Raw genomic sequence first — 18,683 nt, forward strand, 5'->3', positions numbered from 1 at the left:
AAAATAAAAAAAACTCCTCAATTTCTTGAGGAGTTTTGGGTGGGCCCTGAGGGATTCGAACCCCCGACCGCTCCCGATTTAAATCGGGATGCTCTGAACCAACTGCGTTAAGGTTGTATTAGTTTTTCAATCATAACTTTGCTTTTCCAGTCTTAATTTGTTTCTCTCTTTTTAACGCTTCTGATTTAGTTTGAAAAGTTTCTATGTAAACAACCGTCCAGTCTTTAACTTTAGCCGTGTATCCTTTATGATTTGATAAATGTTTTTTCAGTCTTTCTTCAACATTAGCTGAAACTCCTACATAATAAGAATTTAAGATATTTGAATAAAGAATGTAAAGATTAAACATAAATTTATTAAAAATAAAAAAAACTCCTCAATTTCTTGAGGAGTTTTGGGTGGGCCCTGAGGGATTCGAACCTGTTCTCTTTGATAATTGATTATTAGTGATTTGTGAGTTTGTGTTTAGTAGGGTATGCCTAAAACGATGCCTTTTAATATTTGACGATTAAATGTGGCATAGTCAAATTGATAGTAATACAGAATATTAAAATTTACTAACATAATAGGGCTGGAAAGAAAGGGGTAGAATTGAAGTGTTAATGATAGTAGTCTATGTAGACTACATCACTTTTTAAATTATTTTTCCAATACTTACAAAATTCCTTCATCTGCAAAGCTAAAATAATCATCTTTAGTAATGATCAAATGATCAAGTAATGTAATGCCAATTATGTCACCTGAAGATTTTAATTGATTTGTAATTTTGATATCTTCTTTGCTGGGTTTTAAATTCCCACTAGGATGGTTATGAACCAGGATAATACCAGTTGCTAAGGTCTTTAATGCTACAGCAAGAATAATTCTAACATCCACTACACAACCTGTAATTCCTCCCATAGCGAGAGAATAGACTCCAAGAACTTTATTATTTCTATTGAGTAGGATTAGCTTAACTTCTTCTTGCATCTGGATTCTATTCTGCTCCCAACTTTGCAACATCAGTTCAAATGATTTTCTACTATCACTGATACTGAATTCTACAATTTTTTCAGGTTTGTAAGAGACCTGGATTTCTGAAACACTAGTATTCATTTATGGTTAATTTTTTGGTTAATAAAAAACCAACCCTATTTCTATAAGATTGGTTGTTTTGCTCTGATTGACTCTTATTAGTTCTTTCCTAGCATGCCTTTTTCATATAGTAAAATAGTTTGCCTAAAACCTGAAAAGTAAGAAATTGATAGGTTCATTCCATTAGGAAGTTCAACTGAGATCCTGTCTAATTGACAAGTCAAATAGTCAGTAACATCACCTTTAAAAGTGATCCTCACTCTCCTCAGTATGTCTGCATTATAATACAAGACTATCTGCTTGGGTATCCTATCAAAAATCCTAACAGTTTCTCCAAAGTATTCATAAGGTTCAAGTGAAAGGTTATTTTCTATAAATTCAAATGGCGGTATAGGTATTAGATCAAACTCAAAGTCTGCACATTCACTGTCTAACTTGAAAATTAGATAATGGTAGATGTCCTCCATTGTACTTCTTTTGGGGTATTAAAAAACCACCAGAAATTGGTGGTTAAAATTAAATTGACTCTAATTACCATTCAAGTAATCAGCAAAAATTGTTTAATTACTTATTCTCTACTACTCCTTCTAGATCTTCTATTCTATTTGATAAACTACTTATTTCATCAGTTAATTCAATTATCTTGAGGGATTCTATTTCACTATAAATTGCAACTACATCTTTGTATTGGAAGGAATATTTTTTAGAAGTGATTTCTATGAGATCTAAATTGTGATGTTCATTATTCTTACGATTGTAGTCATTTTTAACTAAAAGAGAATTTGGCTCAAAAATGAAATCATGTTTAGAAATATAATATTCTTTTAAAACTTTTTTAACAATCTCTATTGGCAGATTAGTTCTAAAAGCAATTATTACAGAGATGTATGAAAAATCGTTATTCATTTTTAAAACCCTCTCTTTCTTATACTTTGCATGACGTCTTTCTTTTTCTAGCTTTTCAACAGCATTATCTTTGCAAGAACTAAATAACATTAAAGTAATTAGGGCAGTTAAAAAATATTGTTTTTTCATATTTCCAAATTTGAAATGTTGCTTTTTGAAAGCATCGGATTTGATGAGAAGTTTGTTACATTTTACATAAAATCTGCGATAATAAATGAAATAACTTTAATCACTATAAACTGTATTAGAAAAGACAATAAAGTTGTGAAAAACCCATAGTCTTTAACTATTATAATAACAATACAAAGTATCAAAGACACCAAAAAAGATACACTTGACTTCGTGAAAAATGCAGCTAGCACATTTAGTAAAATTTGAATTACCAATAAAATTCCAGTAATTTTAAAGAATCCACCTACTCCATTCATTTCATTAGGTAATCGTGCAATTATAGAAGGTACACCATCATCTTTCCCACAGGAAACTAAAAATAGTGAAGACATTAAAAATAGCAAGCAGGTACTAATCAAAAATTTGTTGTTTTTTTCCATATTTGTTTTTTTGCAATTATAAATTAAGATTATTTTGAATTGTAAAATGCTCATGAAAGAGTTTGTGAATTCTGAGAAGATTTTCAAAACCCTCTACTGGAACTACAAAGGGATCATTACTATACAACTTTGTTAGGTTGGGTTTTACACCAATAATTTTGCCTTCAGCATCTAAAACCTTAAGATCTGAAAGAATAAAAGTAGTAAGATTTTCCTCTTCAAATTCCAGTAGTTTACTGCACCAGGCATCCAAAGCTTTACTGTCATTTGATGGTAAGTCATCATACATTTGGAGTAGAGGTAGACACTTTTTATTTACTTCAAAAGTCTCAAGAAAAGTTACTAGGGAGTTGAAATAGTTGAAAAATTCATATTCCTTTGCATAAATGCGATGTTTGCAATTTGGACCAGTTCTTAAGGGATAGTTATTCTCTTCACAATCTTCACACCTTAAAGGTCTGATGAATTTGATACTATCGTAGTATCCCTGATTTTCCAATAACCATCTATTTATTTGTTCTAAAGATTTTGTCATTTAGTTAACAACCAATAAATTATGCTTAAGGTAGATCAGGATAGACATTTTTATCTTGTGATTTAACACTCATATAAGTGTCAAAAATCTGTCTCCTATTTAAGTGAGGAAGTATATTTTTATTATTCAAAAGTGATTCAATTGTATCATTAATTATTTCAGGATGTATTCCTAATTGTAATGCAGTCTTTTTACAAAAAAGAAATTCTTGTATTTCGATTTTGTTATCAGAGACCGTTAACATAACCAAGTCATTTAATAACTCAATCTTGTGATAATCTTCAGATGGTAATTCTACTGGGGTATTTAATAAGCCTATAACTTCTCTGATTTCTTCCTGTTTTAAACCAAGGGTCAATGCAACATACTTTATTACTTTTAGTTCTTCTTTGTGCATTTCACCATCTATTCTCGATAATTCCATCAAAATTCTGATGTAATGCAACTTTTCCCTTTTACTTCTCTCAAAAATATCCATGCTATACAATTTTAATTTTTACAAATATATCAAAGTTATCATTATTGATAACCATCAAAGTAGGTTTTAGAAGCACTTTTATAATTAAACTAAAAAAGTGGATAAACAGCAACTTCAAACCAAGATTGGTCAAAAAGTTAGGCAGTTAAGAATTGAAAAGAATCTTTCTTAAATTGAACTGGCTTCTGCTTGTAATTTTGAGAAATCAAATCTTAGCAGACTAGAAGCTGGTAATACTTGTCCAAACATTTTCACCTTATACAAAATTGCTCAGAACCTAGAGGTTAGTTTATCTGATCTCTTGAAAGTTGATGAAGTTTAAAATTTCGCTATTAATACTATCTAGCAGTTATCCTACTGTACAGATTACATGAAATCACTCCCATTTCAGGTACACTCCTATAACTTTAAGGTTTTCAAAATTTCAAACAAGATTTTCACTCATTGGAAAAAACCTTAAATGTCTTAAGTGTATCTTTCTATAAATCTTAAGGTTTACACTAATTGTTACTAATTAACACATACCTTAAAGTTTCTAAGACTAGATTTCTGCTGATTGTGTAAAACCTTAAAATTAATAAGATTATACTTCAAGAATTTTAAGGTTTACAGAAAAGAAATAAAAAAATTAGTGGACAAAAAACAAAAAAAATCCAAAATTTACCTTTCTATATATACAGTATCTGGTAAATTTTGGATTTTCTTATTATAATTAGTCAGCCAGAGTTAATTCTTCCTCTTTCGAAAATACACTTGCACTTTGTGGTGATTCGTAGTTTGCTGCAGATTGTGAAGGACTGTTACTTTCTTCTGGTAGATAAACATACCTGTGGTTCAGAGTCAGCACCTCTCCTGTTTCTTTTAAGGTGAACTCATAGGCTTCACATTGTTGCTTAGCAATAGAACCAGGAAATTCAGATCCTATTAAACCTTTACAAGTTTCTTCATCAAATGTGGAAGTGATACTTGCTTTTTTGGCAGTAGCATAATACAGTTCTGTAGTTTTGCTTTTAACCATTTCTATTCCACCTGTTACTTCCAGTACAAAGAATTCCTTATCCTCTGACTGTCTTTTTTTGTAATTAATAATTCTTACCATTTTTTCTAATTTTTGAGTTAGTTTAGGACTTGTTATCATTAAACACTATTGCCAAAGAGTTTACAACTATCAACTTGTAAGACTACTTTTAAACTTTAAGGTATTTTACGATAACACAATGAGTCATTCATTGCTCAACATGAGTGAGGGTTTTTAAGGGGTGTTTGTCTGGTAAGAAAACGTAATAGTAAATTGTATTGTAAAAAATTGTATAAAATTAAAGTTGAATGAAGTAGACCTTAAGGTTTAGAAGTATAAGAAGTTAGGAACTTAGCAATGAGAGAATAGAAAGTAAAGAATTAGATGAACATATTCTACCTGAACTGAATTGAAAGCCTAGAGATTACTTTACAATTAAATTCCTCCCTTAATCTTTGCAGCTATATAAAAAGTGGGGAGGGGGCTTCAAACTGAAAATAAGTGTGGGTGGTTTGTTTGTGGGGATACACGCACTAATTTTTTTTTTAAAAAAAATAAATAGTGCATAATACTCCAAAAGAATTCTTAAGGGTTTTAAGGTCTCTTATTTAATGTTGCTACAGATTATAGCATTGATTTTTTTGAGATTGTTCCAAATTGTATCACTTTTACACCATGGATTTAGCAGGAATAGTTTTACAAATCACAGAGACCTTAATCAGGTTAGAAACAACTGATAAAAAGCAGAACATAGATGTGTTTTACACCAAGGCAAATAGACTTGCTGTCAAGGAGATTGTCATACATGAAATGGTAAAACTGTCCATAAAGCTTCAATCTGTGGATTTGGGTGGAGAGAAATTGGCTAGATGCTGGTTGACCTTTATAATTAGTCCAATTAAAAGACCTGAAGTAAAATTAAAAGAAGAAGAATCAATTGGTTGGGCTCAACGCAGAATGGCAGGAAATAAATAAATTTTTATACTAAATACTCCAAAAATGCTTTTGTAGATTATATATTTAATCCAGTTAAAAAAGAGTTGTAGGGTTTGCAGCATCTAAGTTCAAGGCAAGCAATTCTGGATTGTAATGAGGAAATGCAAAGTCACCTAAAGGTCTATCAGATAGCCAAGCCTCCTCTACTTCTTTGGATAAGATCATAGGCATTCTGTCCTTTGTATTGTGGATTTCAGCCATTAACTCATTAGCATTAGAAGTAAAAATTGAAAAACTTGTGAGCACTTCATTAGTGTCCTTATCAGTCCACATATTGTAGATACCACCCAAAGCAAAAGGTTGATTACCATTGTCTATATGGATAAAGTATTTCTCCTTGTTCTTGCCTTTGGAATCCAGCCATTTCCACTTAAAGAATCCATTAATAAACATCTATTAGAAACTGAATTTTTGAAACTTGGTTTTTCTGTTATAGTTTCTATTCTTGCATAAGTGTCATCTTCTGTACCTCTCTATTCTTAGCCTAAAAAGGAATTAATCCCCAGTCTCCCAAGACTGCCACATCTGGATTTTCATCCATAATAACAGGTGTTTTAGGAAAGGAGAATCCATTCAGAAACACTGAACCTTTGAAGTCTAGAGCATTGTACTCCACACCAAATGAATCCTTGATTTCTTTCTTGCTAAGGTTGTTTGAAATGTAGTACATACGTTTACTAATTAGAGGTAACTCAAATTTAAGTATTTGAAAATTACTAATTTCCACTTTTTGCCATTTACTATTTATGAGATGAGTTATGTCAGTGTGTTTTTCACTCAATAAATTCCCTATTTTTGCTCAAACTCATATTTAGAATGCCCACATTACATTGGATTGGAAAAGACAAAGTCATTAATCATCACCAAGATGTTCCATATAGAATTTTAGAGAAGCAGTACACCTACAAAGATGGGCAAGAGAGTGATGCTCCTTCTGAGAACAAAATCATTCATGGAGACAACCTTGAAGCTTTAAAATCTTTACTACCTGAATATGAAGGTAAAGTAAAGTGCATCTACATAGACCCACCCTACAATACTGGAAATGAAGGTTGGGTTTACAATGACAATAACAATGATCCTAAACTTAAGAAGTGGCTTGGACAGGTTGTAGGGAAAGAAAGTGAAGATTTATCTAGGCATGACAAGTGGCTTTGTATGATGTACCCAAGATTAAAATTGCTGCATAAACTACTAGCACAAGATGGTGCGATTTTTATTTCTATAGATGACAATGAACAAGCCAATTTAAGACTGGTCTGTGATGAGATTTTTGGTGGAAGTAATTTTATAACAAATATAATCTGGGAGAAGAACTACTCTCCAAGAAATGATGCTAAATATTTTTCTGCTTCACATGACTTTATAAGTGTATTTGCAAAAACCAAATCTCTCTGGAAGAGAAACCTTGAACCCAGGAGTGAAAAACAAAACAAGTATTATAAATATGATGATAATGATGAAAGAGGTAGGTGGAGACCTGATAATGTTTTAGTTAAATCTTTTTCATTAAGTGGTGTTTTTGGTATAGAAAACCCTACCACAGGAGTCATTCATTTTCCACCAAAAGGAAACTGTTATAGATTTAGTGAAAATAAAGCTAAAGAATTATTGTCAAATAATAAGTTTTATTTTGGAAAGGATGGTAAGGGTAAGCCCCAACTTAAAAGATATTTAGCAGAAGTAAATGATGGAATAGTTCCTCAAACTATCTGGAAGTATGAAGATGTATCTCATAGTCAGGAAGGAAAAACAGAATTTAATTCTATAATAGATGGAAATGTTTTTGATACTCCTAAGCCTTCTAAATTGATTGAGAAAATTATTCAAATTGGAACTAATGAAAATGATATAATTTTAGATTCCTTTGCAGGTTCAGGTACAACAGCGCATGGAGTTTTAAACCTCAACAAAGAAGATGGTGGGAATAGGAAATTCATTTTGATTGAAATGGAAGATTATGCCAATAGCATAACTGCTGAAAGAGTAAAAAGGGTTATAAATGGCTATGGAGAAGGCACTAAAGCAGTTGAAGGTACTGGTGGAGACTTCAGTTATTATGAATTAGGAAAGCCTGTGTTTTTAGAGAATGAAATGCTCAATGAGGAAATAGGCAGAGAAAAAATTGAAGAGTATGTGTGGTTCAGTGAGACTAAACTACCTTATCAGTCACAAAAAGAAAGTTATCTTTTAGGTACTAAAGACCAAACTGCGTATTATTTCTACTATGATCCAAGCAGTATTACCACACTTGATGAAAGTTTTTTAAGAACCTTGAAGACCAAAGCTAGTCAGTACATCATCTATGCAGACAATTGTCTTTTGACCAAGAAACTGATGCAGAAGTACAATATCATTTTCAAAAAAATCCCAAGAGATATAACAAGATTTTAAACTATGGAGCTTAAATCATACCAGCAGGATGTAATCAATGACCTAGAAAATTTCTTGGATTCTCTAAATCAAAACTCTAATCCTGCTAAGGCTTTTAACACCTATTGGAAAGAAAGAGTAGGAGAATACAATCCACTCACCAATAGTGGAATGAAACCTTATAAAAACAACATTCCTAATGCAGTTCATATCGCCATAAAAGTTCCTACAGCAGGTGGGAAGACTTTCATTGCCATTAATGCCTTGCAATCTTTCAACAAATACTTTAACCAAGGAAATCCTAAAGCAGTAGTTTGGTTAGTTCCCTGGTCTAATCTTCTGCAACAGACTTATAATGCTTTCTCTAATCCCAACCATCCTTACAGGGAGAAACTGAATTCATTGTTTGGAAACAAGGTGGAGGTTTATCAGAAAGACCAATTGCTACAAGGAGCCAATTTCAACCCCAGCTCTGCCACAGAGCAGTTGAATATTTTCATTTTGAACTTTAGCAGTTTGAGAATTGACAAGGCTAAGAAAGAAGATAGGAAGATATTTCAGGAGAATGGTGCATTAGAATCTTTTAGAGATTGGACAGACAAAGATTTAAGTCTTGAGGGTACAGATGAAACAGCACTGATCAATATCATCAGAAACCTGAATCCTATTGTAGTAGTAGATGAAAGCCACAATGCTGAAAGTGATTTGAGTGTAGAAATGCTAAAGAATCTAAACCCAAGTATGGTCTTGGATCTTACTGCAACTCCCAAGGAGAATAGCAATATTATTAGTTTTGTAAGTGCTTTAAAATTAAAGAAAGATAACATGGTTAAACTACCAGTAGTAGTTTTTAATCACCATAGAAAAGAAGAGGTTATCTCTAGTGCTTTGCATCTTCAAAGAAAACTAGAGTTACATGCTAAAGAAGAAGAGAAGATAACTGGCAGGTACATTAGACCAATAGTGCTATTTCAGGCACAATCTAACATCAAAGGAAAGGATAATACTACTTTTCAGAAAATCAAGGAACAACTTATCAAGTTGCAGATTCCTGAAGAGCAGATAAAGATTAAGGTGAGTGGCATAGATGAGTTGAAGGGTATTGATTTGATGGACAGAATTTGTCCAGTAAAATATATTATCACTGTAAATGCTTTGAAAGAAGGATGGGATTGTCCTAATGCATATATTCTTGCATCTTTAGCTGATAAGTCTTCTGCTGTAGAGGTAGAGCAGATTTTAGGTAGGGTGTTAAGACAGCCTTATGTGACTAAACATCAAGAGCCATTACTGAATATGTCTTTTGTTTTAACTGCTTCATCTAAGTTCAAAGAAACATTAGAAAATATAGTAAAAGGTTTACAAGATGCCGGGTTTAGTAAAGAGGATTACTATGCAGAGGAAGCAGAAGAAATACCTGAAACTAGAGAAGAAATTTTAGAAAATGAATTATTTGGAAAAAATGAACCTGAAAAAGAACCTGATTCTACAGAGCAATTTGATATTGGAAAAGTAGATTATGATCCCAATGAAAATGTCACTTTAGAGGATTACCAAACTAAACAAGAGCTTTCTGTTATTAGTGAACTAACTAAAAAGGCTACAGTTGAAGCCACTAATTTTGAACAGAATATTGAAAACCTAGACATTGATAGTAATCTAACCTTAATGACAGAAGTAATGAAGAAAACTCCTAAAAGGTATGTGATGGAAGAAGAGTATAAGAGTATCGTTTCTGACATTACTTTGCCACAGTTCTATATTAAAGTGAATGATGAAATGGGTGATGGAATTTTGTTTGATGAATTGAAGGAAGAAGAAACACTGCTAAATAAACTCAACTTATTGGATGGGTTTAACCTGCTGAACTGTGACACTCAAATTAATTTTGATGATGCAGCAGCAGAGGTTTATAAGGTAGACTATGATGAAAGCAAGGGAACTTCTACTATGAATAAACTGTCTAAAAAAGCAGTAGATATTTTAACTGATTCCATCCTCGCTAAGCCTAAAGATAGTCAGATAAGACAAGTAGCAGGTATCATTGTAGGCAAGTTGGGAGATATGACTCCAATCTCTGATCAAGACTTAAAAAAGTATGTTAGTAGAATTTTTGAAAATCTAACTTCTGAACAAATTAGAGATATCATCAACAATGATTACCTCTACACTTATAAGATTAAAGAAAAAATAAAGAGCCTCACAGATGGTTTTGCCAAGGATAAGTTTGTACAACTTCTAGATTCCAATGAAATTTTTGTGAAGCCTAATTTCCAATTTGGAGAGTCAATCACCCCTATAATATCCTCTCCACCCATCTCAAAATCTTTGTACCACCAAGAAGACAACATGAACAACTTTGAGCATAGAATGGCTCTAGAAATTGCTTCTATGGACAATGTGGTATTCTGGCACAGGAACATGACAAGAGGGAAAGGATTCTTCATTAATGGCTACAGTTCTAACCACTATCCAGACTTCATTATCTACACCAGTAAAAACAATTTGATCCTGTTAGAAACCAAAGGTGATCACTTGATAAATGATGATACTAAAGAAAAAAATAAGTTAGGTAAGCTTTGGATTGACAAAGCGGGATCAAACTACAAGTATTTTATGGTATTTGAAAAAGCTAGTGTTGAGGGGTGTTATAATGAGGGGAATATAATGGAGGTGTTAAGGAGATTGTAGAAAAAAAAAAACATAACATTTTCATTTTTTTTTTGCGTATATTTAAATAGTTAAACTAACTTTGAATTCTAAAGATTATGGCAATTCAAGTACATAAACAAAAAAAAGAAGCATTTGAGTACTTCTTATCTACACTCCACCAATGGTATAAGGAGCAAAACCCCAATTCTACGGCAAATGACTTGAGTACGTTAAAAGTTCTAAAATTATTATTTTTTACTTGTGCTGCTGGCACTACAACAGATTCAAAAGACACTTTATTAGATAAAGTATTCAATAAGTTTACTGCTATGCCATATGGTCCAGTGGAAAGTGACATTTACTCAATTATAAAATTGAATGAATTTTCAAACATAAAAATAAATACTGCTGGTAGTGAGATACTTAATCAAAATAATGATTGTTTAGACAGAAAACTTATTGATGAACAGGTTTTATTACTCAAATCAATAAATCCTAATCTAATAAACTATTCACCATTTGAGTTAGTTGAATTGAGTCATAAATGGTACTCATGGAAAAAGAACTATAACATAGCTAAGACAACTAACTCTTTTAGCAAAAGCATTGAAATTCAAGAAATTAAAGATGAAATAAAGATTTTTCAATAAGATAAGTATGGTTCAAAATATTCAATCTCATCTGCATAATAAATTCATGGGGGAGCCGAAATGGTTCTCCCATTTTAATAACGATAATAATGAAATAAAAATCTTTTTAGAAGAAGTTCTCATTGAGATTATTAAGAATATTTCAATCTCAATCTTATCCGGCGAATATATCAAAGATAGCACCAAATTTAAGGAGGATGTATCATCAATTTTAAAATTTACAAATCAAATTTATGAGGATGTTATTTTTGAAGAAGATGCTGACTTAGCAAATGCAGTGGAGTATTTCACTGGGTTTATCGAAGACATTTTTAACACGTATATAAATGTTGAGAAGCAAATTGAATTGCATACAAAAAATCCAACCGTAGAGGTTGTGTTTTCAAAAAGAACTATAGCCTTATCTGATAAACTCTTAGAATCGTTTAACTTTTTTGATCAGCATATCAGACTAAATGCAGACTGGATTGCTGTGTTGTTACAGTTGACAATATTAGATCATTTTTTTGAGGAAAGTATACAGTATTTTCAACGATTGCTAGAACTTGAAGATAGAATAGGTCAAAATGAAATAGAAATACCATATATAGGTGCATTAAATGATAAAGTATTATTTTTAAAATATAAATGGTTAGTGAGGCAAATTAGCAATCAAGCTGCTAATGTAAGTCACGCACAAAGAATCTACATCGTTGACAATTCTATATTTTCATTTAGTGATACCCCTCATTTTGCTTTAACAAATGAGAAGCTTAAAAGCTGGAAAGAGCATCTCGACAACCACTATGAATATAACAACAGCAAAGAATACTATATTCAAAACATTTTGCCAATTGAAGAAAAGCAAAATTATACGTTCTTAGACATACATTTTTTGATTAGATATTACAAAGATATAAATCCTAACTACGAAAATTTAAAGGAGGTTGTTGAAGTTCTCAGTAAGAGAAAAGATGAATTCCCTAATGATAAGCAAACATTTTATAAAAATTATAACTACGCTTTAAACAATCAATTTTCATTACTCATAGAAAAAGATAATGTATGTGATATCGAAGTAAATAGTCTCAAACAGAAGATTGATTCGCTACAAAACAAGATTGGTTATAATAACTTTTTTGTAGACTATAAATTTCTTAAATACAACTTGTCTCAATTGAGGAAAATTGTAGATGACAGACAACCACTAGAATTTAATAGTAATCTTATCAAAATCAGAATAGATTTGATTAGAGCTCTGATCCAAGATTGTGAAAAGAAAATAGATTGGTCAGAAAATCATCATAATTTACTTTATCAACTTCCCTATGAAGAATCCCTTGTCCCATACAATACAGCGGAGATTAATGATGTTTACTATGCTTCTTCATTTTTATTACCATTGTCAGTTCAACAGGCTTACCATGACTTCAATGAACTAAAAAGGGACTATCAAAATAACTTTAATAATGTTGAGATATTTGCAACTTTAGAAAAAGAATTCAATGTAGTTAAAGAATTGTATGATAAAAATAAAGATTCTGACAAAAAGTCTATTGAGACATTAACTATTTTCAGTGCAGTCATTGCATTCTTAGTAGGAACAATACAAGGATTTAAATTTGTTGACACACTACCTAATGCTTTAATTTTCACTACTGTATTTTCATTATCTCTAAGTAGTTTTGTCTTATTAATTTTTAGTTCTACAAAGGGTGTTCAAAAAATGAAAGAATTTTGGATATATATAGTAGGGTTTTATGTATTGGGTTTAATATTTCTTTTGTCATTGTTTTATTGGAAGGGCAAGGTTGATGGTATTCAAAATGAGAATTATAAACTAAAAAATCAACTTGAAATAAATAAGGGGAATTCAGTAAATAAAAAAGCATTACCAACTTTAAAAAAAGAAAAAAAACTTACTCTGCCTAAACAGAGTAAGAGCACCTAACTCAAAAACCAATGGTATGGTGAATTACCATTGAGTGCTTTCTGAATACCTTTTGAAAATTCAAAGGCATTCAGATTTCTATCTAGGAAAGTGTCAATATAAGAGGACTTATTAGCCTGTGTGAAGAGGTTATAAACATCCCATAAATTGATCCTTCCATCTTCTAATCTGGAAAAGTTTTCATCTTCGTAATAATCTTTGGCAATGGTGTTAATATGGCTATCATTGAAGTTTAAAGCAGGAACAGTCATCTTTTCCACTTTAGGTAAATAACCATATAACCTAGATTTACCTATTAATTGAGCAAACTGGTGTTCTGTGAGATACTCCTGTGTGAATTCTTTCATTTGCGTCAAATGTAACTCTGCATTGTAGTTCTGCATCACCTCTAAAGCTTTAGTTTGAAGTTCTTCAATGGTAGATGCTCTGAGCTCTTCTAAAAACCCATCAGTAGTAATGCACATGTTGCAGCAAACCATATTTTGAAAACCAATAAAAAACCTAAACTTCTCCATTGACTTTTTACCATAGAGATTTTCTTGGTTGTAAGCTCTTACACCGCCAACAGTTAAAGTCAACTCATTCCCATTGATTAAGTCCTTAATACCTGGAATCTTTATAATGAAAGCCATTCTTTCATAGTAGATTGTTTTCTCATGGTCTAGCAAATCCTTTGCATTCTTGTAAATAGCAGCAGGAATTCTACCTTTAATTTGATGGCTTACTCTTATTTCAGGTTGAGCCAAAGACTGCATAGGAAACACTTCTTTTACTGCATTTATGATGACTTGTATAAACTCCTGATGAGCTATTGTCCTTTCATTGTCCTTGCTAAAGACAGGAATTATACAGTCAGTCTTCAAGTGGCTAAGGTTCACTTCTTGAGTATTTGCTTCAATAAATGGTTTCTGCACAAAAGCACTTGGAGAATCTTGTTCATTGTTTAATATCTGCAGTTCACTTGAAGTTAAAAAAGGATCATACCTCTTTTCATTTCCAGGTCTATAGCCATCCTTTACAGTTCTTAAGTCAAAAGCCTCTTCCAAAGAAGCTGGTCTAATTTGTGTGTCCATTACTAGAAAAATTTTGTGGGTTAGATAGATTATTTAGGAAACTCTTTCTGATTTCAAAATCAGCTCTTAAGGCTTCCTGATGTTCAGGATATTCTTTGTACAGTAAAATCAATTCTTGAATATTGTTAGTATAAGCAATCTTACCTTTCACACTTTCTTCACTGACTGAGGTGGATTGTGATAAACCTAAAGTCGTTGAAATTGATCCATCTACTTCAGCTCCGCTGTTACACCATTCTAAGATCTCTTTGCCTGTTTCAGCAGAAATAATGAAATCTGGTGCACCCATAAACAGTCCAGTTCTGTCTTTTGATGAGGAAGCAAAGTGCTTAATATCCACATCAAATACTAAGGTGAACTCATAGTCTAAGCCATCCCTTTGAACTGCCTTTAATCCAACTTTCTCTGGAACATACTTGCCGTTTATTTGATTTAGCACATAATCTTGTTTTGTTCTTATTGTAGCAATAACATGAGCATCAGCTTGTAAAATCTTATCTACAAACATTTTTTGTCTTGGTGTTACCTTTGCCCAATTGGTAAAACTGTTCCCTGCTAGTTTAGAATGAAAATCAAGTAATTCCTCCCAGCATTGAGTTACGCTATCTATTATAATTACCTCCATTTCTGCATCCTCACACACTTGTATCGCCTTAATATAGGATTCTGGTGTATAGGGTGGCTTAAGAGTTAGAACATTGTAGTTGCCTAGATGAGCATATAAATCTGCACTTCCATTTTCAGTATCTATGACTGCTACTTTGTCAAGGTTATTATCTGTTAAACCTTGTGCTAACAAAAGAGCAGAGAATGACTTCCCTGCTCCTGCACTTCCTTGTAAAGCCATTTTGATCTTGGCTTTTTTTCTTTCACTTTTTCTTAATTGCATAATATTTCATATTTAAAGGTTAATAATTAATGTTAACTCATTTAGTAAAATTCATTTTAAATGATGTAATTCCTCGAACTTTATCTCTTACTCTAATTCGTGTTCTATCTCTGTGGTTATCTATCGTAATAGACTGTATGGCAGTTATTTATAATGATTTTAACAGCATTATTTAGTGTAAGTCTTAAATAAATGTTTACTTTTGTTCTGTTAATGTCAACTGACAAAACAAGAAGCATTTGATACATATCTAGGTCTGTTTGTTGTGATTCTACCTAAATATCTCTCATAGCCTGTCTTTTTTAAGACAGTTCCCTACTCATCAGTAGGGTTCATGTTGAAGAATACATCAACACTTTTTACACCCTTGAATCACAGTGGAAGTGAAACACAACAAAATCCTGACAGTGTAAAGCAGGTAAACAAGTTTGAATTGCCAAAGAGGTTAATTCTATTCATCCCTAATAATTTTAATATAGATCAGTTGGTAGAAGATTACCCCCCTGATTTCCCTTATCATCGAGACCATTTTGTTTATTTAGTGCATCTGATCACTGATATTCCAAGTAGAAAAAAAGATGCTGACATGGAATTTGTTCCATTGTACAGTGCTTTAGTTCAGAGAAGAATCAGAAATTATAGAAAGTGTTTGAATTATTTGGTACAACATTGTGTTTTAATTGAAAACAGACAGTACGTAGTATCAAAGAAGTCTAGGTCATTTAAGTTTGCAATTGGTTATGAAACTCCTATTGTAGAAACCAATATCACAAAGGCTACTTTAATTAAAAGTATTCTGAAATTTATTACGTTAGATAATGGACAAATTGTTGCAGAAATTGACTCTAATAAACCACAAGAATTGTCATACCTACTTAAGTGGTTTAATCAGAATCTAACTATTGACTATGAAGCAGCAGAAAACTACCTTTCAAAACTTTATGAAGAAGATATTAAAAATTATAATTTTTTCACCTCAGATAAGCCTTGTGATGCAATGACAAAGTTAAATAGAAGGAGAATAGCCGTATTGAAACTTAGAAGACAAGAGTTTAACTATACGATAGATAGAACAGCGGGTAGATTGCATACTGTTTTATGTCAACTAAAAACAGAATTGAGACAGTTTGTAAAATACGACAATAGCACTTTAGTTGCAATTGACATAACTAATTCTCAACCATACTTATCAACAACCTTATTTGATTTTGAAAAATTTAAGAAAAATAATATTCTGCATATAATTCAACAATACAATAATACATTCTTACAATATCATACTTATAATCCCCAGCCCTATTATCTTAGTAAAAATGTACAAAATGCCCAAACTTCTGAAAATGTAAAACAGTATATCCATTTGGTACAATCTGGGCAGTTGTATGAAGAGTTTGGAAAAATATTACTAGAAAGAAATTTGATAAATAATGATCGTCCTATCAGAAAACAAGCTAAAGAAATAATATTCAGTTCAATATTCAGCCCTAATAGTTCCATATCATATAACAAAGAAATGCAAATTTTCAAGGAATACTTTCCAGATGTTTATGAAATATACAGATGCATCAAGCAGAATGAACATAGAACTTTACCTTGTTTGTTACAAAATCTAGAAGCAAAATTAGTGTTGCATGAAACTTGTAAAATTATTAGTAATGAGAGACCTGACATTCCGATACTAACTCTTCACGATTCCATAATTACAACCAGGGGTAATGAAGATTATGTCTATAGCATTCTCTTCAATGTACTTCAAAATGCAATTGGTATCCCTCCAACTTTAAAATTTGAAAGCTGGGAGGAGGTAGCTTAACCTTTTTTTATTAATTTATTATCTAAGTTAATCATCTGCTCACTCACCTTCTTCTGAACAACCTTAGCATAATGATTTTGTGTAGTCTGCATTTCAGTATGTCCTAGTAGTTCTGAGACAATTTCCATAGGAATATCATTGTATAACAGTATCGTTGTAGCAAAGGTTTTCCTGGCAATGTGATGAGTGAGTTTTTTCTCTATGCCAACAATCTCTGCTATTTCCTTTAAATATGCATTGAATCTCTGATTTGAAATTACAGGTAAAATATGTTCATCACTTTTATACTTGTCCAAAATTAGTTTTGCTTTATTAAGCAGGGGGATGGAGTAAGTTCTACTGGTTTTTTGCCTTGTGATGTTGATCCAGATGTTATTATCAAAACTCATAACTAAGTCTTTAGGTCTTAGGTTTGCCATTTCAGTATAAGCAAGTCCTGTGTAGCAGCAAAATATAAACAGATCAGCAACTTGTTGCAGTCTATTTGAAGCAAATTCATGCTTCTCAAGACTACTTAATTCCTCTGCTGTTAGAAAAACTATCTCCTTCTTAGGTTTCTTATTCTGATGAAGTAAAAATGGATCTTTTTCCAGAACATCTAATCCCACTGTTAATTTGATAATCTGCTTGAATCTCTGTAGAGTTTTATGAATGGTATTTTGCTCAAATTGTTTCTCAGCTTTAAGGTAGTACTCAAATTCATTTATAAAACTCATTTTCAAATCTTGAAGAAGAAAATCTGATCTATTGTATTTCCATTTTATAAAGTTCTTTACATGAGCCTTGGTCTGGTAGAACTTACTCACAGATCCTTGAGTTATACTTATTCCAACTAGTTTCTCTTGTTTGCTGATGTGGAGATTAAACATTTCTATGATGGTTTTGTCCTGCTTGATATTTTCGCCTACATACTGTCTGTAGATATCTTCTGTATCAAAGTTCTTTTCTTGGATTTGAAGCAATAAAAAAGCCTGATTAAGTTCTTGTCTAATCAGGCTCAATTGAGTGTTTATTTGGGTGTTCTCTGGGTCTTGTGGAACTACTTTCTGTCTGGAAGCATTCCAATAATTAGGTTTTACAAATAATCCTGTGGAAAAAGGCTTTCTTTTTTTATTAAATGTAATTCTACATTCAATAGGACAAAGACCTTTCACATTAATTCTGTTTTTTCTTAAAACAAGTAGTATTGATAGTTTCATTGTGTTAATGGATGTTTGGGATGGTAACCTAAAAATAATCTTGGTAACCTAAATGGTAGCCTAGAAAATAGATGATTTCTCTGTTTAATAAATTTTAAAGGAGCAGAAGTAGTAGCCCTAAAACAAAAAAACTCCTCAATTTCTTGAGGAGTTTTGGGTGGGCCCTGAGGGATTCGAACCCCCGACCGCTCCCGATTTAAATCGGGATGCTCTGAACCAACTGCGTTAAGGTTGTATTAGTTTTTCAATCATAACTTTGCTTTTCCAGTCTTAATTTGTTTCTCTCTTTTTAACGCTTCTGATTTAGTTTGAAAAGTTTCTATGTAAACAACCGTCCAGTCTTTAACTTTAGCCGTGTATCCTTTATGATTTGATAAATGTTTTTTCAGTCTTTCTTCAACATTAGCTGAAACTCCTACATAATAAGAATTTAAGATATTTGAATAAAGAATGTAAAGATTAAACATAAATTTATTAAAAATAAAAAAAACTCCTCAATTTCTTGAGGAGTTTTGGGTGGGCCCTGAGGGATTCGAACCCCCGACC

21 protein-coding genes are annotated in these 18,683 nt (G+C 31.9%); 7 read left to right on the plus strand and 14 right to left on the minus strand.

The genetic code is table 11. The features are described from left to right. Nucleotides 1-130: 130 nt before the first annotated feature. The 7 genes from RCH13_RS13735 to RCH13_RS13765 all read right to left on the minus strand — a co-directional run bounded on the left by RCH13_RS13735 (nucleotide 131) and on the right by RCH13_RS13765 (nucleotide 3,544). Entirely contained in the window at nucleotides 131-349 is a 219-nt protein-coding gene (locus RCH13_RS13735; RefSeq protein WP_326987825.1) for a GIY-YIG nuclease family protein, read from the minus strand. 305 nt (nucleotides 350-654) lie between these two features. Next, nucleotides 655-1,095, minus strand: coding sequence for a JAB domain-containing protein (locus tag RCH13_RS13740; RefSeq protein WP_326987826.1), 441 nt, complete (start codon nucleotides 1,093-1,095; stop codon nucleotides 655-657). Nucleotides 1,096-1,172: 77 nt separating this feature from the next. Next, the gene (locus RCH13_RS13745; RefSeq protein ID WP_326987827.1) at nucleotides 1,173-1,541 is read right to left on the minus strand and encodes a hypothetical protein; all 369 of its coding nucleotides are present in this window, start codon (nucleotides 1,539-1,541) and stop codon (nucleotides 1,173-1,175) included. A 97-nt stretch (nucleotides 1,542-1,638) separates the two neighbouring features. Continuing rightward, nucleotides 1,639-2,109, minus strand: a complete 471-nt coding sequence (locus tag RCH13_RS13750; protein ID WP_326987828.1) for a hypothetical protein — start codon at nucleotides 2,107-2,109, stop codon at nucleotides 1,639-1,641. 62 nt (nucleotides 2,110-2,171) lie between these two features. Next, on the minus strand, nucleotides 2,172-2,531 hold the full coding sequence (locus tag RCH13_RS13755; protein WP_326987829.1) for a hypothetical protein: 360 nt from the start codon (nucleotides 2,529-2,531) through the stop codon (nucleotides 2,172-2,174). Between the two features lie 16 nt (nucleotides 2,532-2,547). Continuing rightward, the gene (locus tag RCH13_RS13760; protein WP_326987830.1) at nucleotides 2,548-3,066 is read right to left on the minus strand and encodes a hypothetical protein; all 519 of its coding nucleotides are present in this window, start codon (nucleotides 3,064-3,066) and stop codon (nucleotides 2,548-2,550) included. Between the two features lie 25 nt (nucleotides 3,067-3,091). Next, a complete protein-coding gene (locus tag RCH13_RS13765; RefSeq protein WP_326987831.1) occupies nucleotides 3,092-3,544 on the minus strand; it encodes a tellurite resistance TerB family protein in 453 nt (150 codons plus the stop codon). Nucleotides 3,545-3,722: 178 nt separating this feature from the next. Here RCH13_RS13765 and RCH13_RS13770 point away from each other — a divergent pair, with 178 nt between their 5' ends. Continuing rightward, nucleotides 3,723-3,866 carry a helix-turn-helix domain-containing protein gene (locus RCH13_RS13770; RefSeq protein ID WP_326987844.1) on the plus strand — a complete coding sequence of 48 codons (144 nt, stop codon included), beginning with the start codon at nucleotides 3,723-3,725 and terminating at the stop codon, nucleotides 3,864-3,866. 390 nt (nucleotides 3,867-4,256) lie between these two features. Here RCH13_RS13770 and RCH13_RS13775 read toward each other — a convergent pair whose 3' ends face one another. Beyond that, a complete protein-coding gene (locus RCH13_RS13775; protein WP_326987832.1) occupies nucleotides 4,257-4,682 on the minus strand; it encodes a hypothetical protein in 426 nt (141 codons plus the stop codon). Nucleotides 4,683-5,237: 555 nt separating this feature from the next. On the opposite strand from RCH13_RS13775, the gene RCH13_RS13780 reads away from it, so the two are divergent. Next, nucleotides 5,238-5,537: a hypothetical protein gene (locus tag RCH13_RS13780; protein WP_326987833.1), complete on the plus strand. Its 300-nt coding sequence runs from the start codon at nucleotides 5,238-5,240 to the stop codon at nucleotides 5,535-5,537. 54 nt (nucleotides 5,538-5,591) lie between these two features. Here the strand turns inward: RCH13_RS13780 and RCH13_RS13785 are convergent, their stop codons facing one another. Further along, entirely contained in the window at nucleotides 5,592-5,951 is a 360-nt protein-coding gene (locus tag RCH13_RS13785; RefSeq protein WP_326987834.1) for an SOS response-associated peptidase family protein, read from the minus strand. Between the two features lie 91 nt (nucleotides 5,952-6,042). Then, nucleotides 6,043-6,228: a hypothetical protein gene (locus RCH13_RS13790; RefSeq protein WP_326987835.1), complete on the minus strand. Its 186-nt coding sequence runs from the start codon at nucleotides 6,226-6,228 to the stop codon at nucleotides 6,043-6,045. Nucleotides 6,229-6,353: 125 nt separating this feature from the next. Here RCH13_RS13790 and RCH13_RS13795 point away from each other — a divergent pair, with 125 nt between their 5' ends. The 4 genes from RCH13_RS13795 to RCH13_RS13810 all read left to right on the plus strand — a co-directional run bounded on the left by RCH13_RS13795 (nucleotide 6,354) and on the right by RCH13_RS13810 (nucleotide 13,163). Further along, nucleotides 6,354-7,952 (plus strand): site-specific DNA-methyltransferase, encoded by a 1,599-nt coding sequence (locus tag RCH13_RS13795; protein WP_326987836.1) that lies wholly within the window; start codon nucleotides 6,354-6,356, stop codon nucleotides 7,950-7,952. Nucleotides 7,953-7,955: 3 nt separating this feature from the next. Continuing rightward, a complete protein-coding gene (locus RCH13_RS13800) occupies nucleotides 7,956-10,622 on the plus strand; it encodes a DEAD/DEAH box helicase (RefSeq protein ID WP_326987837.1) in 2,667 nt (888 codons plus the stop codon). A gap of 77 nt (nucleotides 10,623-10,699) precedes the next feature. Beyond that, nucleotides 10,700-11,233: a type II toxin-antitoxin system antitoxin SocA domain-containing protein gene (locus RCH13_RS13805; protein ID WP_326987838.1), complete on the plus strand. Its 534-nt coding sequence runs from the start codon at nucleotides 10,700-10,702 to the stop codon at nucleotides 11,231-11,233. Nucleotides 11,234-11,240: 7 nt separating this feature from the next. Next, nucleotides 11,241-13,163, plus strand: coding sequence for a hypothetical protein (locus RCH13_RS13810; RefSeq protein WP_326987839.1), 1,923 nt, complete (start codon nucleotides 11,241-11,243; stop codon nucleotides 13,161-13,163). Here RCH13_RS13810 and RCH13_RS13815 read toward each other — a convergent pair. Both RCH13_RS13815 and RCH13_RS13820 read right to left on the minus strand, forming a co-directional pair. Further along, complete coding sequence (locus tag RCH13_RS13815) at nucleotides 13,160-14,236, minus strand: DUF3871 family protein (RefSeq protein ID WP_326987840.1); 1,077 nt, start codon at nucleotides 14,234-14,236, stop codon at nucleotides 13,160-13,162. The genes RCH13_RS13810 and RCH13_RS13815 overlap by 4 nt on opposite strands. Beyond that, on the minus strand, nucleotides 14,220-15,125 hold the full coding sequence (locus tag RCH13_RS13820) for an AAA family ATPase (protein ID WP_326987841.1): 906 nt from the start codon (nucleotides 15,123-15,125) through the stop codon (nucleotides 14,220-14,222). The genes RCH13_RS13815 and RCH13_RS13820 overlap by 17 nt, the downstream gene beginning before the upstream one ends. A gap of 334 nt (nucleotides 15,126-15,459) precedes the next feature. On the opposite strand from RCH13_RS13820, the gene RCH13_RS13825 reads away from it, so the two are divergent. After that, nucleotides 15,460-16,938: a hypothetical protein gene (locus RCH13_RS13825; protein ID WP_326987842.1), complete on the plus strand. Its 1,479-nt coding sequence runs from the start codon at nucleotides 15,460-15,462 to the stop codon at nucleotides 16,936-16,938. Here the strand turns inward: RCH13_RS13825 and RCH13_RS13830 are convergent. Both RCH13_RS13830 and RCH13_RS13835 read right to left on the minus strand, forming a co-directional pair. Next, a complete protein-coding gene (locus RCH13_RS13830) occupies nucleotides 16,935-18,137 on the minus strand; it encodes a site-specific integrase (protein ID WP_326987843.1) in 1,203 nt (400 codons plus the stop codon). The genes RCH13_RS13825 and RCH13_RS13830 overlap by 4 nt on opposite strands. 248 nt (nucleotides 18,138-18,385) lie before the next feature. Further along, nucleotides 18,386-18,604 carry a GIY-YIG nuclease family protein gene (locus tag RCH13_RS13835; RefSeq protein WP_326987825.1) on the minus strand — a complete coding sequence of 73 codons (219 nt, stop codon included), beginning with the start codon at nucleotides 18,602-18,604 and terminating at the stop codon, nucleotides 18,386-18,388. Between the last annotated feature and the right edge of the window lie 79 nt (nucleotides 18,605-18,683).

The sequence above is a fragment of the Chryseobacterium sp. MP_3.2 genome, from assembly GCF_035984805.1.
GTDB lineage: Bacteria > Bacteroidota > Bacteroidia > Flavobacteriales > Weeksellaceae > Kaistella.

Bases quoted from the DNA above. Each gene is read 5' to 3' on its own strand.
- RCH13_RS13810 (WP_326987839.1), top strand. From the start codon at position 11,241: ATGGTTCAAAATATTCAATCTCATCTGCATAATAAATTCATGGGGGAG.
- RCH13_RS13760 (WP_326987830.1), bottom strand. From the start codon at position 3,066: ATGACAAAATCTTTAGAACAAATAAATAGATGGTTATTGGAAAATCAG.
- RCH13_RS13740 (WP_326987826.1), bottom strand. From the start codon at position 1,095: ATGAATACTAGTGTTTCAGAAATCCAGGTCTCTTACAAACCTGAAAAA.
- RCH13_RS13835 (WP_326987825.1), bottom strand. From the start codon at position 18,604: ATGTTTAATCTTTACATTCTTTATTCAAATATCTTAAATTCTTATTAT.
- RCH13_RS13805 (WP_326987838.1), top strand. From the start codon at position 10,700: ATGGCAATTCAAGTACATAAACAAAAAAAAGAAGCATTTGAGTACTTC.
- RCH13_RS13800 (WP_326987837.1), top strand. From the start codon at position 7,956: ATGGAGCTTAAATCATACCAGCAGGATGTAATCAATGACCTAGAAAAT.
- RCH13_RS13790 (WP_326987835.1), bottom strand. From the start codon at position 6,228: ATGTACTACATTTCAAACAACCTTAGCAAGAAAGAAATCAAGGATTCA.
- RCH13_RS13735 (WP_326987825.1), bottom strand. From the start codon at position 349: ATGTTTAATCTTTACATTCTTTATTCAAATATCTTAAATTCTTATTAT.
- RCH13_RS13755 (WP_326987829.1), bottom strand. From the start codon at position 2,531: ATGGAAAAAAACAACAAATTTTTGATTAGTACCTGCTTGCTATTTTTA.
- RCH13_RS13820 (WP_326987841.1), bottom strand. From the start codon at position 15,125: ATGCAATTAAGAAAAAGTGAAAGAAAAAAAGCCAAGATCAAAATGGCT.
- RCH13_RS13815 (WP_326987840.1), bottom strand. From the start codon at position 14,236: ATGGACACACAAATTAGACCAGCTTCTTTGGAAGAGGCTTTTGACTTA.
- RCH13_RS13830 (WP_326987843.1), bottom strand. From the start codon at position 18,137: ATGAAACTATCAATACTACTTGTTTTAAGAAAAAACAGAATTAATGTG.
- RCH13_RS13745 (WP_326987827.1), bottom strand. From the start codon at position 1,541: ATGGAGGACATCTACCATTATCTAATTTTCAAGTTAGACAGTGAATGT.
- RCH13_RS13765 (WP_326987831.1), bottom strand. From the start codon at position 3,544: ATGGATATTTTTGAGAGAAGTAAAAGGGAAAAGTTGCATTACATCAGA.
- RCH13_RS13780 (WP_326987833.1), top strand. From the start codon at position 5,238: ATGGATTTAGCAGGAATAGTTTTACAAATCACAGAGACCTTAATCAGG.
- RCH13_RS13825 (WP_326987842.1), top strand. From the start codon at position 15,460: ATGTTGAAGAATACATCAACACTTTTTACACCCTTGAATCACAGTGGA.
- RCH13_RS13775 (WP_326987832.1), bottom strand. From the start codon at position 4,682: ATGATAACAAGTCCTAAACTAACTCAAAAATTAGAAAAAATGGTAAGA.
- RCH13_RS13785 (WP_326987834.1), bottom strand. From the start codon at position 5,951: ATGTTTATTAATGGATTCTTTAAGTGGAAATGGCTGGATTCCAAAGGC.
- RCH13_RS13750 (WP_326987828.1), bottom strand. From the start codon at position 2,109: ATGAAAAAACAATATTTTTTAACTGCCCTAATTACTTTAATGTTATTT.